Genomic DNA, 13,581 nt, shown 5'->3' with positions numbered 1-13,581 from the left:
CGTACATGACGTTATGATGGGGGTATGGCCTACGAGATTCCGGTGACGCAAGCCAGGGCTGAGCTCGCCGACCTGATCAACCGGGTGGTGTACGGCGGCGAGCGCGTCGTCGTGACACGGCACGGAAAGCCCCTCGTCGCCCTGGTCTCCGCCGCTGACCTGGAGCGGCTGGAGGAGCTGCAGGAGCTTCCCGAGCCCGCCGAGGAGCAGGTGATCAGCTCGGTCTCGACCGTCCGCGAGGTGGCGTCCGCTCCTCGCGAACAGCAGCGCTTCGGCATCGCGGCGCACCACCGCGGGACCGGCGCCTCGTAGGGAACGCAAAGACCGTGCACCCCCGTCCGCTACAGCGGGGGTGCACGGTCGGTTCGGTGCGCCGGAGGGTCAGCCGACCGGGGCGAGGTTCCGTTCGGCGGCGGGCTCGGTGGTCTTCGCCCGCGCTGTCAGCGCGTTGCCGAGCAGTACGGAGCCCAGGCCCACCAGGGCCCACCAGGTGAGGGTCAGGGCGGGGCCGGCCGCCGCAGCGCCGTCGAAGAACGACACCGAGCGGAGCAGGGTCGTCCCCGCGCCCGGCGGCAGCCACTGGCCGATCGTGCCGACCGGCTCGGGCAGCATCTGCGGGGCCGAGGGCGCGCCGGAGAAGGGGTTGCCGAAGAGCATCACGGCGCCCGCGGCGATCCCGATGCCGGCCCGGCCGAACAGCGCGCCGAGTCCGGCGACCGCGGCGCTCACGGCCAGGGTCGCCAGGCCCAGTACGCCGGCCTCCGCCCACCAGTCGCCGGTGAGCACCCCGAGCCAGCTGTGCGCGATGCCGGCCGCGGCCGCGCCGACCAGGGCGGCGGCCCCGATCAGTGCGGCCACGGCGCGCAGACCGCGCAGTCCGGCCATGGTCACCACCGAGCCCGCGGCGATCCCGGCCAGGGCCAGCGGCAGCACGCCGGCGTTCAGGGCGGCGCCGCGAGGGTCGTTCGCCGGGGCGGCCACGACGTCGACCGTCCTGACCTGCGTGCCGCCGGCGGATCCCGGCCGGGCCACCGCCTGTTGCAGCATCTGCGCCACGACGGGGCTTGCGGCCGACGCGGTCAGCAGCTCGGGGCCCTGGGCGGTGACGACGACCGCGCCGTATACGGTCCGGTCCTCGATGGCATCGCGGGCGGCGGCCTCATCGGCGTAGCGGTGGATCTCGAACGCGCCCTTGTGCTGCGCCAGCTGCTTCTCCACCTGGACAGTCGCCGCTGCGGGCCCGGCCACGCCGAGCGGGAGGTCGCGCGGGGCGGTGCGGGCGGCGGGCCAGGCGAAGGCCCACAGCGCCAGGGCGGCGAGCAGCGGGACGAGGGCGACGACCGCGACCAGGCGGCGGGTCTGTGTCCTTGCGGGGGTAGCGGACGTGGTGGACATGGCTTCCTCTCCAGATGGAGTCAAAAAGAAGGATCGTTCGTTTTAGTTGTGCCACCACCGTCCTGCGGTCCGAGGTCGCTTGTCAAGAAGGAACGTTCGTTTTACTTTGGGGGCATGGCCCGTGTATCCCAGGAACACCTCGACGCCCGCCGCCGGCAGATCCTCGACGGCGCCGCACTGTGCTTCGCACGCAACGGCTTCCACGCCACGTCCATGCAGGACGTGCTGAAGGAGGTCGACCTCTCCGCGGGTGCCGTCTACCGCTACTTCAGCGGCAAGGAGGAGCTGATCGCCGCGATCGTCGCCGAGGTGCTCGGCCAGGTCCACCAGGGCTTCGAGGAGGAGGCCGACAGCAGCCCGCCCCTGCCTCCGGACCTCCTGGTGTCGTCGGTGCTCGGCCGCGTCCTCGCGACCAAGGAGTCGCTGACCGTGGACGGGCGGCCCGCCTTTCCCGGGCTCGTCCTCCAGGTGTGGGCGGAGACCCTCCGCAACGACCGGCTCGCGGCCCTGCTGCGCGAGGGCTACGGCGCGGTGCGCGAGACCTGGGGGCGGATCGTCGAGGCGTACCAGGAAGCCGGGATGATGCGGTCGGACGTGTCCCCGGACGACGTGGCCCGCACGATGATGGCCGCCGCAATGGGCTTCCTCGCGCAGCAGGCCCTGTTCGGGCCCGCTTCGAGTGACGTCCTGCGAGATGGTCTACGGGCGTTGATGAGCGTGCGGGATCACAGCTCGGTTAACTTGCTTGAAACTCGGTCCAACTAGCCTGCCGATCCACGCCACCAGGGACTTTGCCCCGTGGCTGCGGCAACCGGACCCCGCACGGTCCGGGCGAGGACTGTGAGGTGGGACGTGCAACTGACCCCGCACGAGCAAGAGAGGCTGCTCATCCACGTGGCGGCCGACGTCGCCGAGAAGCGCCGGGCCCGCGGGCTCAAGCTCAACCACCCCGAGGCGGTCGCCCTCATCACCTCGCACATCCTCGAAGGCGCCCGTGACGGCCGTACGGTCGCCGAACTCATGGCCTCCGGGCGCAAACTCCTGACCCGGGACGACGTCATGGAGGGCATCCCCGAGATGATCCACGACGTCCAGGTCGAGGCGACCTTCCCGGACGGCACCAAGCTCGTCACCGTCCACGACCCGATCGTCTGAGGGGGCCTCGATGATTCCCGGCGAGATCCTGTTCGCGGACGAGCCCGTCGTGTACAACGAGGGCCGCGAGGTCACCCGGCTGACCGTCCTCAATGCCGCCGACCGGCCCGTCCAGGTCGGCTCCCACTACCACTTCGCCGAGGCCAACCCCGGCCTGGACTTCGACCGCGCCGCCGCCCGCGGCAAGCGGCTGAACATCGCCGCGGGTACGGCCGTGCGCTTCGAACCCGGGATCCCCGTCGACGTCGAACTCGTCCCGCTGGCCGGCGCCCGTGTGGTGCCCGGGCTGCGCGGGGAGACCGGAGGTGCCCTCGATGCCTGAGATCTCGCGTGCCGCGTACGCCGACCTGTTCGGCCCCACCACCGGTGACCGCATCCGGCTCGCCGACACCGATCTGATCGTCGAGATCGAGGAGGATCGTTCCGGCGGACCCGGGTTCGCCGGCGACGAGGCCGTGTTCGGCGGCGGCAAGGTCATCCGTGAATCCATGGGCCAGTCGCGTGCCACGCGCGCGGAGGGCACCCCGGACACCGTCATCACGGGTGCGGTGATCATCGACCACTGGGGCATCGTCAAGGCCGACGTCGGCATCCGCGACGGCCGGATCACCGGGATCGGCAAGGCCGGCAACCCCGACACCATGGACGGTGTCCATCCGGACCTGGTCATCGGTCCCGAGACCGAGGTCATCGCGGGCAACGGGCGGATCCTGACCGCCGGCGCCATCGACGCGCACGTCCACTTCATCTGCCCGCAGATCGCCGACGAGGCGCTGTCCGCCGGCGTCACCACCCTGGTGGGCGGCGGCACCGGACCGGCCGAGGGCTCCAAGGCGACCACGGTCACGCCCGGCCCCTGGCATCTCGCGCGGATGCTGGAGGCGATGGAGCAGTACCCGCTGAACATCGGCTTCCTGGGCAAGGGCAACACCGTCTCGCACGAGGCGATGCTGTCGCAGATCCGCGGCGGGGCCCTGGGCCTCAAACTGCACGAGGACTGGGGCTCCACGCCCGCCGTCATCGACGCCTCGCTGACCGTGGCGGACCAGACGGGCATCCAGGTCGCCATCCACACGGACACGCTCAACGAGGCCGGGTTCGTCGGCGACACCCTCGCCGCGATCGGCGGGCGCGGCATCCACGCGTACCACACCGAGGGTGCGGGCGGCGGGCATGCGCCGGACATCATGACCGTCGTCTCCGAGCCGCATGTGCTGCCGAGTTCGACCAACCCGACGCGGCCGTTCACCGTGAACACCGCCGAGGAACACCTCGACATGCTGATGGTGTGCCACCACCTCAACCCGGCGGTGCCGGAGGACCTGGCGTTCGCCGAGTCGCGGATCCGGCCGTCCACCATCGGCGCGGAGGACATCCTGCACGACCTGGGCGCCATCTCCATCATCTCCTCCGACGCCCAGGCCATGGGACGCGTCGGCGAGGTCGTCATGCGGACCTGGCAGACGGCGCATGTGATGAAGCGGCGGCGGGGGGCGCTGCCGGGTGACGGGCGCGCGGACAACCGGCGGGTGCGGCGGTACGTGGCCAAGTACACGATCAATCCGGCGCTCGCGCAGGGACTCGCCCGCGAGGTCGGCTCGGTGGAGACCGGCAAGCTCGCCGACCTCGTGCTGTGGGAGCCCGCGTTCTTCGGGGTCAAGCCGCACCTGGTCGTCAAGGGCGGGCAGATCGCCTACGCGCAGATGGGCGACGCCAACGCGTCCATCCCGACGCCGCAGCCGATCCTGCCGCGGCCGATGTACGGGGCGATCGGGCGGGCGCCCGCCGCGAACTCCTTCAACTTCGTGGCGCCGCTCGCCATCGAGGACGGGCTGCCGGAGCGGCTCTCGCTCGGGAAGCGGTTCGTCGCGATCGACTCGACGCGCGGGGTCACCAAGGCCGACATGCGGGAGAACGACGCGCGGCCCCGGGTGCAGGTCGATCCCGACAGTTTCGCCGTGCACATCGACGGGGAGCTCGTCGAGGCGACGCCCGCCGCCGAACTGCCCATGGCCCAGCGGTACTTCCTCTTCTGATGGCGCTCCCTGTTCCGATGACTCTCCTGATGGCGTGGTCGTGATGTCGCGGGCAGCTCTTCTCGTTCTGGCCGACGGGCGCTTCCCCGCCGGAGGGCATGCGCACTCCGGCGGGGCCGAGGCGGCCGTGAAGGCCGGGCGGATCAGTGGGGCCGCGAGCCTGGAGTCCTTCTGCCGGGGGCGGTTGCACTCGGCGGGGCTGGTCGCGGCCTCGCTGGCGGCCGCCGCCGTGCTCGGCGTGGACCCTGTGGCCTTGGACGCGGCGGCGGATGCGCGGACGCCGTCGCCTGCGTTGCGGGTCGCCGGGCGGAAGCTGGGGCGGCAGTTGACGCGGGCCGCTCGGGCTGCCTGGCCCTCGGACGAACTCGACGCGCTGGCGCGGGAGTTCCCCAAGGGGGCGCATCAGCCGGTGGTGCTCGGGGTGGCTGCTCGGGCGGCCGGTTTGGAGGCCTTGGACGCGGCCTACTGCGCGGCGTACGAGAGTGTGAGCGGGCCGGCGAGTGCGACGGTGCGGTTGTTGAGCCTTGATCCGTTCGATGCGACCGGGGTGCTTGCTCGGCTGGCGCCGGAGGTGGATCTTGTCGCGGATCGGGCGGTGGAGGCGGCGCGGGGGGTTGTCGACGAGGGGGTCGATGCGTTGCCCGCGGCTTCCGCGCCGTTGCTGGAGATTTCCGCGGAGGTGCATGCCGGCTGGGCTGTGCGGTTGTTCGCCTCGTAGCCCCGCGGCGGAGCCGCTGATGGATGCAGCGCCCCCGCCGCCCCTTCCCGTTCCCGACCCTGGGGGCTTTGCCCCCAGACCCCCGTATCGGCCTGAACGGCCTCGTCCTCAAACGCCGGACGGGCTGAGAGTGCCTGACCGGCGCTGAGATTGCACCGCAGAAAGCCAGGCAGAAAGACAGTAGGAGCCGCCATATGCACCTCGACCACACCCACGACGGCCCCGCCGCCCTCAGCGCCGACGCCCGTCGTCCCGACGGATCGCGGAGGGCCCTGCGGATCGGGCTCGGTGGGCCCGTAGGGTCGGGCAAGACCGCCACCGTTGCGGCGCTGTGCCGGGCCCTGCGCGACGAGCTGTCCCTCGCCGTCGTGACCAATGACATCTACACCCGCGAGGACGCCGAATTCCTGCTCCGGGAAGCCGTGCTGCCTCCCGAGCGGATCACTGCCGTGGAGACGGGGGCCTGTCCGCACACCGCGATCCGGGACGACATCTCCGCCAATCTGGAGGCGGTGGAGGACCTGGAGGACGAGGTCGGGCCCCTGGATCTGATCCTGGTCGAGTCCGGTGGGGACAATCTCACCGCGACCTTCTCCAAGGGGCTCGTCGACGCCCAGATCTTCGTCATCGATGTGGCCGGTGGTGACGACATTCCGCGGAAGGGCGGACCGGGGGTGACCACGGCCGATCTGCTCGTCGTCAACAAGACCGACCTCGCGCCGTATGTCGGCTCCGATCTCGAGCGGATGGCCGCCGACGCCAAGGCGCAGCGGGCCGAACTGCCCGTCGTCTTCCAGTCGCTCAGGAGCGAGGCCGGGGTGACGGACGTCGCCGGATGGGTGCGGGCGCAGCTCGCCGCGTGGAGGGCGTGACCGTGAGCGGGGTGCGGGCCACCGCTCGGATCGTCGCCCGCGAGGACGGCAGGGGCGGTACGGCCCTGCCGGTGCTTCAGGGTGAGGGGCCGCTCGCGCTGCGGCGGACGCGGGGCAGCGGTGCCGAGGCGCGGGTCATGCTCGTCGGGGCGATGAGCGGGCCGCTCGGCGGGGACGAGTTCGCCGTCGAGGCCGAAGTGGGGAGCGGGGCACGGCTGCGGGTCGGGTCGGCCGCCGCCACCATCGCGCTGCCCGGGCAGTCCAAGGGCGAGGCACGCTACGACGTGCGGCTCGACGTCGCCGACGGCGGCGAACTGGAGTGGCTGCCCGAGCAGTTGATCTCCGCGCACGGAAGTGACCTGTATGTCAGGACGCGGGTCGAGCTGGGCGGTGCCGCTCGGCTCGTGCTGCGCGAGGAGCAGGTGCTCGGGCGGGTCGGGGAGCAACCCGGGCGGCTGACCAGTCGTCTTACGGTGTGCGTCGAGGGGCGGGTGATCCTCGACCAGGAGCTGGCCTGCGGGCCCGGAGCGCCGGGCGGGTGGGACGGTCCGGCCGTGCTGGGCGGGCACCGGGCCGTGGGGCAACTGGTCGTCGTACGGCCCGAGTTCGGGGCGGAGCCCATGGCGGCCCGGGTGCTGGGGGAGAGTGCCGTGGTGATGCCGCTCGCCGGGCCCGCCGTGCTCGTCAGCGCCGTGGCGGCCGATGCCCTGGGGCTGCGGCGGGTGCTGGACGAGGCGCTGGCCGCCGTGGCGTGAGTTTCCGCTGAGCGGGACAAGGGTCACCGGTTATCGGATTGGTAAAGAAGGTCAACGACCCCTGTTCTCGGCATGTTCACAGTCGAAAGGATCCCTCTGACAATCGCAATGATGTTGGGGGAGGTCCCACTTGAGGGATATGAGACGAAAGAAGCGGGCCACCGCGCTCGGCTCGGCCGGAGTGCTCGCCGCGGCGACGCTCATAGCCGGCGCCGTCGCGGCGCCGAGTGCCAGCGCGACCGCCGGCTCTCGGCCCAAGCAGGACCGCGAGGCCCGCGGTGCCGCCATCGCGGCCGAGCGGGCGGCGAAGGCCGGGATCGACTGGCAGGACTGCCCCGCCGACTGGGGTTTTGAGAAGCCCATCCAGTGCGGGTACGTCAGCGTCCCGGTCGACTACGCGCATCCGTACGGCCAGCAGATCAAGCTGGCCGTCGACCGCATCGGCAACACGGGGACGAAGGAGGAGCGCCAGGGCGCGCTCGTCTACAACCCGGGCGGCCCCGGCGGCTCCGGTATGCGCTTCCCGCGCCGGGTCACGACCAAGAACCCGGTGTGGGCCAACGTGGCCAAGGCGTACGACTTCGTGGGCTTCGACCCGCGCGGTGTCGGCCACTCCGCGCCGATCTCCTGCATCGACCCGCAGGAGTTCGTGAAGGCGCCCAAGTCCGACCCGGTGCCGGACTCCGAGGCCGACAAGCTGGCCCAGCGCAAGCTGGCCGCCGAGTACGCCAAGGGCTGCCTCGAGCGCACCGGCAAGGCGATGCTCTCGCAGATGACCACGCCCAACACCGTGCGCGACCTGGACGTCATCCGTGCCGCGCTCGGCGAGAAGAAGCTCAACTACCTGGGCGTCTCCTACGGCACCTACATCGGCGCCGTCTACGGCACCATGTTCCCGGGCCATCTGCGCCGCATGATCGTGGACAGCGTCGTCAACCCGTCGCGGGAGAAGATCTGGTACCAGGCCAACCTGGACCAGGACGTCGCCTTCGAGGGCCGCTGGAAGGACTGGGAGGACTGGGTCGCCGCCAACGACGCCGCCTTCCACCTCGGCACCACGCGCGACGCTGTCCAGACGAAGTGGCTCGAGCTGCGCGCCACCGCCAAGAAGAGCCCCCTCGGCGGGGTCGTCGGCCCGGCCGAGCTGATCTCCTTCTTCCAGAGCGCCCCGTACTACGACTCCTCGTGGGTGCCGGTCGCCACGGCGTTCAGCAAGTACTTCGCCGGCGACACCAAGGCACTGGTCGACGCGGCCGCCCCCGACATGTCCAACACGGCGGGCAACATCACCGCGGAGAACGGCAACGCCGTCTACACGGCCGTCGAGTGCACCGACGCCAAGTGGCCCACCAGCTGGAAGAAGTGGGACAAGGACAACACCGAGCTCAACAAGAACTACCCGTTCATGACCTGGGCCAACGCCTGGATGAACCTGCCGTGCGCCACCTGGCCGGTCAAGCAGCAGCGCCCGGTGAACGTCAAGACCCACAAGGGTCTGCCGCCGGTCATGATCGTGCAGTCCACGCGTGACGCCGCCACCCCGTACGACGGCGCCGTCGAACTGCACGACCGCTTCCAGGGCTCCCGCCTGATCACCGAGAAGGACGCGGGCTCGCACGGTGTGACCGGCCTGGTCAACCCGTGCATCAACCAGAAGGTGGACGACTACCTCCTGAGCGGCAAGCTGGACGCCGCGGACGTGACCTGCACCCCGCACGCCACGCCCAAGCCGTAACCGGCAGCGGTACGAAGTGAGGGGCGGCCGGAACACTCCGGCCGCCCCTTCCTCGTGCTCAGCTCGTCCTAACCCAGCGGCAACCGCGGGAGGCGGCGCACCTTCTTCTCCGCCGCGCCGGCCGCCTCCGTCTGCTGCGCCTTGACGACGGCCGCGTACTCGTCGACGTACTCCTGCTCGGAGAGCTTCAGAATCGCGTACATGATCTCGTCGGTGATGGCGCGCAGGATCGCCTTCTCGTTCTCCATGCCGGCATAGCGGGAGAAGTCGAGGGGCTTGCCGAAGCGGATGACCACGGGGTGGATGTTCGGGATGACCTTGCCGGGCGGCTGCGCCTCGAAGGTGCCGATCATCGCGCACGGGATGACGGGCACCTGGGCCCGCAGGGCCATCACCGCCACCCCGACCTTGCCCTTGTAGAGGCGGCCGTCGTGCGAGCGGGTGCCCTCCGGGTAGATGCCGAGCAGTTCGTTCTTGCGCAGCACGCCGAGGCCCTCGCGGATGGCGGCCTGGCCCGCCTCCTTGCCGGTGCGGTCGACCGGGATCTGCCCCGCGCTGCGGAAGAAGGTCGCGGTGAGACGGCCCTTGATGCCGGGACCGGTGAAGTACTCCTTCTTCGCGAGGAAGGTGATGCGGCGCTTGAGGATGGCCGGCATCAGGAAGTGGTCCGAGAAGGACAGGTGGTTGCCGGCGACGATCGCCGGGCCTTCGGCCGGTACGTGTTCGAGGCCTTCGATGCGAGGCCGGAAGACCAGTCTCAGCAGAGGTCCCAGCAACACGTATTTGAGCACGTAGTAGAACAAAAGGTCGCTCCTCACTCCGGCGGATCGCCTGTGCCGCCGCGTTCCAGCAGGTCAACCGGCGTGTCGTGGGATCGCCAGTCTATGTGCAGGCGCAGTTCGCCGGAACACGGCGGACGCCGCGTCGCGCGCGTGGGGACAACTGCCGCACCAGCCTCCAGTTACCGACTGGTAGACAGCAACCTGACGGCACATCATGGCGCGATCACGTTCAACTGCTGGCGGACGCCCGGCCCTTGCGGCGCGCCGCCCCGTCTGTCTCCCTCACAGCCGCACGATGACCAGGGCGGTGTCGTCGGTCGCACCCCCCGGCGGCAGCAGCTCCAGCAGGACCGAGTCCGCCAGCCGTTCGGGGTCCTCCGTGCGGTGGCGGGCGAGGGAGTCGGCGAGGCGGGCCAGGCCGGTGTCGATGTCCTCGCGTCTGCGTTCGATCAGCCCGTCGGTGTAGAGGACGAGGGTGGCGCCCTCGGCGTACCGCGTACAGGCCTGGGGCCTCGGCATCGGGTCGGGGCGGGCGTCGAGCGGCGGGTCGGTGGCCTGGTCGAGGAACTCGATACGGCCGTCGGCGTGGACGAGGACCGGCGGGGGGTGCCCGGCGCTGCTGTAGGTGATGGTGTGCTCGTCGAAGTCGATGAACGTGGTGACGGCGGTGGCGGATTCGGCGCCGTCGACCACGTGCGCATAGCGGCCCAGCACGTTCAGCGCCTCACCCGGGCCCTCGGCGACGCGGGAGGCGGCGCTCAGCGCGCTGCGCAGCTGGCCCATGACCCCGGCGGCCGCGAGCCCGTGCCCGACCACGTCGCCCACCGCCACGCCGATGCGGTGGCCGCCCACCAGGTCGACCAGGTCGTACCAGTCCCCGCACACGTTGAGCGATCCGACGGCGGGCCGGTAGCGCACGGCGGCGTGCTGGTGGCCGGCCTGCCGACGGGCGGGGAGCATCGCCTCCTGCAGCGCCATGGCCACCTCGCGCTCGCGGGCGTGCGCCTGCCGCAGCCGCTCGTTGAGGTCCTGCAGTTCGCGGGCGCGGGTGTACAGCTCGGCCTCGAGCACCCTGGCCCGGCTGCCGCGCGGGCTGCCTCTGGCCTTGATCAGCTCGGTGACCTCCTCGACGCGGTGCACCAGCAGCACCACCTTGCCGTCCGGGCCGAGCACCGGGGCGTTGACCGGGCTCCAGTAGCGCTCCTCCCACTCGCCGGGCCGGTCGGGACTCTCGACGTCGTAGCGCTGCAGAGCCATGGCGTCGCGCTCGCCGGTCTCCAGCACCCGCTGCAGCGAGGCCGCCAGATTGCGCATGCCGGAGGCGGTGGAGTCGTTCGGGTTGTCGGGGAAGACGTCGAACAGATAGCGGCCCACCACCTTCTCGCGGGTGCGCCCGGCATTGCTCAGGAACTCCTGGTTGGCGTCGGCGAACACCAGCTCGGGCGTCAGCAGCGCCACCATCCCCGGCAGGCACTGGAACACTGCCGCGTAGTCGATCGCCCCATCGTTCATGGCTGCCGCCTCATCGCCGGGTTCACGTTATTTTCCCACGTGATGCGGTGTATGTGCGGTATCGGTGTGTCAGGCCGGGGGATCCGTCAGGGACTGCTCGGCCCAGATGACCTTTCCCTCGGGCATGAAGCGGGTGCCCCACCGCTGGGTGAACTGGGAGACCAGCAGCAGTCCGCGGCCGCCCTCGTCCGTGGTGCGCGGATGGCGCAGGTGGGGCGCGGTGGCGCCGCCGTCGGAGACCTCGCAGATCAGGGCGCGTTCCTTGATCAGGCGGAGCCGGATGGGGCCTTCGGCGTGCCGGATGGCGTTGGTGACCAGCTCGCTGACCACGAGCTCCGTGGTGAAGGCCAGCTCCTCCAGGCCCCACTCGGTCAGCTGCCGGGTGGCTTCCTTGCGGGCGTCCGCGACGACGGCCGGGTCGGCGGGCAGGTCCCAGTCGGCGACCTGGTCGGCGCCCAGCAGCCTGGTGTGGGCCATCAGCAGGGCCACGTCGTCGTCCGGGCGGTCCGGGATCAGCGCGTCGACCACGGCCCGGCAGCGCAGGTCGAGGGAGGGTGCGCTCCGTTCCAGGGCCCGGCGCAGCCGATCGCGGTCCGCGTCGACCGGACGGTCGTCGTCCTCGCGGGCCAGCAGCCCGTCGGTGTGCAGGACGAGCGTGCTGCCCGCGGCGAGGGCCAGCTCCACCGCCTCGAAGGGCCGCCCGCCGACGCCGAGCGGCGGCCCCTGCGGCAGGTCCACGAAGCTGACGCTGCCGTCGGGCAGGACGACGGCGGGCGCGGGGTGGCCCGCGGCGGCCATCGTGCACTGTCCGTCGACGGGGTCGTAGATGACGTAGACACAGCCGGACCCCGCGACCTGCACGTCGACGCCCTCCGGATCGCCGCCCTCCTCTCGGCCGGTCCGAGCGACCAGGTCGTCCAGGTGCGCGAGCACCTCCTCGGGTGGCAGATCCTGCGCCGCCAGGGTGCGCACGGCGGTCCGCAGGCGCCCCATGGCCGCCGCAGCGTCGATGCCGTGCCCCGGCACCTCGCCCACGACGAGGGCGACGCGGGCGCCCGACAGCGGGATGAGGTCGTACCAGTCGCCGCCCAGGCCGGTCAGCTCGTCGGCCGGCCGGTAGCAGGCGGCCACCTCCACGGCGTCCTGATCGGGCAGCCGATGGGGGAGCAGGCTGCGCTGCAGCACCAGCGCCGCATTGCGTTCGCGGGTGTAGCGGCGGGCGTTGTCCACGCAGACCGCCGCCCGCGAGACCAGGTCCTCGGCCAGGCTGAGGTCGTCCTCGTCGAAGGGTTCCTGACGCCGGCGCCGGAAGAACATGGTGACGCCGAGGGTGACGCCCCGGGCGCGGATCGGCACGACCATCACGGTGTGCAGCCCCAGCTCCAGGAACGTGGCCGTCCGGTCGCCGGGCAGGTCGGTGGCCCACTCCCGGGCCAGCGGGTCGAGCCGCTCCTCGCGCCAGGACAGGCCGGTGGCCAGGCAGCGGATCGGGGGCGATCCCGGCAGATAGGTGGCCGGCGCGCCGATCTCCACGACGGCCTCCAGGACCCCCGGGTTCACCGACTGGTGTCCGGCGCGCCGCAGCGGCACCGCCTCCGTGGGGCTGAGCGGTCCGTTCGGGGGCTCCGCGCCGCGCAGCACCCACTCCAGCAGGTCGACGCAGACGAAGTCGGCGCAGCCCGGCACGGCCACGTCGGCCAGCTCCTGGGCGGTCCGCGCGATGTCCAGGCTGCGGCCGATCTGCTCGCCGGCCCGGTCCAGCAGGGCCAGCCGCTGCCGGGCGCGGTGCCGCTCGGTGATGTCGACGACCGTGTAGTAGACGCCCATCGGATGGCCGTGGTCGTCATCGAGGCGGGTGAACGACATCATGTGCGCCGTCTCCCGGCGTGGTGCGGAGCGCACATGGCCGACGTGCTCGTACCCGACCACCGGCTGCCCGGTCTCCAGCACGCGCCGCATCTGCGTCTCGATGCCCTCGGAGTCGATGCCCGGCTGGATCTCCGCCAGCCGCCGCCCCAGCCGCTCCCCGGGGGAGCCGCCGCCGAACCGCTCCAGGGCCTCGTTCGACCAGACGCACCGCAGATTGGCGTCCACGACCGCGATGCCGATGGGGGATCCGGTCACCATCTGCTCCAGCACTGCGCGGCTCATGTCCCAGCCGCGTGCTCCGCCCATGTCGGAGAGCAGCACCAGCCAGTGCGCCCCGCCGCCGGGCCCCACCGCCGGAGTGATCCGGACCATCACCCTGACCTGGTGTCCGTCCTTGTGCCGGGCGGTCAGCAGCCCGGCCCAGCCGCCGTCCCGGCGGCACCGCTCGGCCAACTCGGGCACCCGTGCGGCGTCCTCCGCGGCCAGCAGGCCGACCACCGGGGTGCCGACCACCTCGGAGGCGGTGTAGTCCAGCAGCCGCCGGGCGTCCCGGGTCCAGCTGGTCACCACGCCCTGGGCGTCGAGCAGCAGAGGCGCGGCATCGGCCACGTCGAACCGCTGCCGGGCATGGTCCTGCTCCTCATCAGTGCCCACGGCCGACCTCTCTGTCGCTGAGAGTGGTCTACCACCTCTTGTCCCCATCTTCACCCTCCGGGCAACCGGCGGGGACGCAGAGAAAAGCGGGGGGCGGG

The 13,581-nt window shown here is 71.6% G+C and carries 13 protein-coding genes; 9 read left to right on the top strand and 4 right to left on the bottom strand.

The features are described 5' to 3' along the window. Positions 1-24: 24 nt before the first annotated feature. Entirely contained in the window at positions 25-312 is a 288-nt protein-coding gene (locus ACFY1U_RS35805) for a type II toxin-antitoxin system Phd/YefM family antitoxin (protein ID WP_123963640.1), read from the top strand. A gap of 69 nt (positions 313-381) precedes the next feature. Here ACFY1U_RS35805 and ACFY1U_RS35800 read toward each other — a convergent pair whose 3' ends face one another. Next, a complete protein-coding gene (locus ACFY1U_RS35800; RefSeq protein ID WP_390698196.1) occupies positions 382-1,395 on the bottom strand; it encodes an ABC transporter permease in 1,014 nt (337 codons plus the stop codon). A 114-nt stretch (positions 1,396-1,509) separates the two neighbouring features. Between ACFY1U_RS35800 and ACFY1U_RS35795 the strand changes: the two genes are divergently transcribed. The 8 genes from ACFY1U_RS35795 to ACFY1U_RS35760 all read left to right on the top strand — a co-directional run bounded on the left by ACFY1U_RS35795 (position 1,510) and on the right by ACFY1U_RS35760 (position 8,666). Continuing rightward, on the top strand, positions 1,510-2,160 hold the full coding sequence (locus ACFY1U_RS35795) for a TetR/AcrR family transcriptional regulator (RefSeq protein ID WP_390698195.1): 651 nt from the start codon (positions 1,510-1,512) through the stop codon (positions 2,158-2,160). A gap of 87 nt (positions 2,161-2,247) precedes the next feature. Beyond that, positions 2,248-2,550, top strand: coding sequence for an urease subunit gamma (locus tag ACFY1U_RS35790; protein WP_010355509.1), 303 nt, complete (start codon positions 2,248-2,250; stop codon positions 2,548-2,550). Positions 2,551-2,560: 10 nt separating this feature from the next. Beyond that, entirely contained in the window at positions 2,561-2,872 is a 312-nt protein-coding gene (locus ACFY1U_RS35785) for an urease subunit beta (protein ID WP_115914097.1), read from the top strand. After that, positions 2,865-4,586, top strand: a complete 1,722-nt coding sequence (locus ACFY1U_RS35780) for an urease subunit alpha (RefSeq protein ID WP_390698194.1) — start codon at positions 2,865-2,867, stop codon at positions 4,584-4,586. The genes ACFY1U_RS35785 and ACFY1U_RS35780 overlap by 8 nt, the downstream gene beginning before the upstream one ends. A 43-nt stretch (positions 4,587-4,629) precedes the next feature. Further along, positions 4,630-5,304, top strand: a complete 675-nt coding sequence (locus ACFY1U_RS35775) for an urease accessory protein UreF (protein WP_390698239.1) — start codon at positions 4,630-4,632, stop codon at positions 5,302-5,304. 194 nt (positions 5,305-5,498) lie between these two features. Next, entirely contained in the window at positions 5,499-6,176 is a 678-nt protein-coding gene (ureG, locus tag ACFY1U_RS35770) for an urease accessory protein UreG (protein ID WP_390698193.1), read from the top strand. Further along, on the top strand, positions 6,140-6,931 hold the full coding sequence (locus ACFY1U_RS35765; protein ID WP_390698192.1) for an urease accessory protein UreD: 792 nt from the start codon (positions 6,140-6,142) through the stop codon (positions 6,929-6,931). The genes ureG and ACFY1U_RS35765 overlap by 37 nt, the downstream gene beginning before the upstream one ends. A gap of 139 nt (positions 6,932-7,070) precedes the next feature. Next, positions 7,071-8,666 carry an alpha/beta hydrolase gene (locus ACFY1U_RS35760; RefSeq protein WP_390698191.1) on the top strand — a complete coding sequence of 532 codons (1,596 nt, stop codon included), beginning with the start codon at positions 7,071-7,073 and terminating at the stop codon, positions 8,664-8,666. 68 nt (positions 8,667-8,734) lie between these two features. Here ACFY1U_RS35760 and ACFY1U_RS35755 read toward each other — a convergent pair whose 3' ends face one another. The 3 genes from ACFY1U_RS35755 to ACFY1U_RS35745 all read right to left on the bottom strand — a co-directional run bounded on the left by ACFY1U_RS35755 (position 8,735) and on the right by ACFY1U_RS35745 (position 13,483). Beyond that, positions 8,735-9,469 (bottom strand): lysophospholipid acyltransferase family protein, encoded by a 735-nt coding sequence (locus ACFY1U_RS35755; protein ID WP_390698190.1) that lies wholly within the window; start codon positions 9,467-9,469, stop codon positions 8,735-8,737. A 261-nt stretch (positions 9,470-9,730) separates the two neighbouring features. Continuing rightward, positions 9,731-10,960, bottom strand: coding sequence for a PP2C family protein-serine/threonine phosphatase (locus ACFY1U_RS35750; protein WP_390698189.1), 1,230 nt, complete (start codon positions 10,958-10,960; stop codon positions 9,731-9,733). Positions 10,961-11,029: 69 nt separating this feature from the next. Next, a complete protein-coding gene (locus ACFY1U_RS35745; RefSeq protein WP_390698188.1) occupies positions 11,030-13,483 on the bottom strand; it encodes a SpoIIE family protein phosphatase in 2,454 nt (817 codons plus the stop codon). Positions 13,484-13,581: the final 98 nt, after the last annotated feature.

Origin of the sequence: Streptomyces sp. NPDC001351 (assembly GCF_042896045.1) — a bacterium.
Lineage (GTDB): Bacteria > Actinomycetota > Actinomycetes > Streptomycetales > Streptomycetaceae > Streptomyces.
The sequence above is the reverse complement of the archived record's forward strand: the minus strand, read 5'-3'. Positions and strand labels throughout refer to the sequence as shown.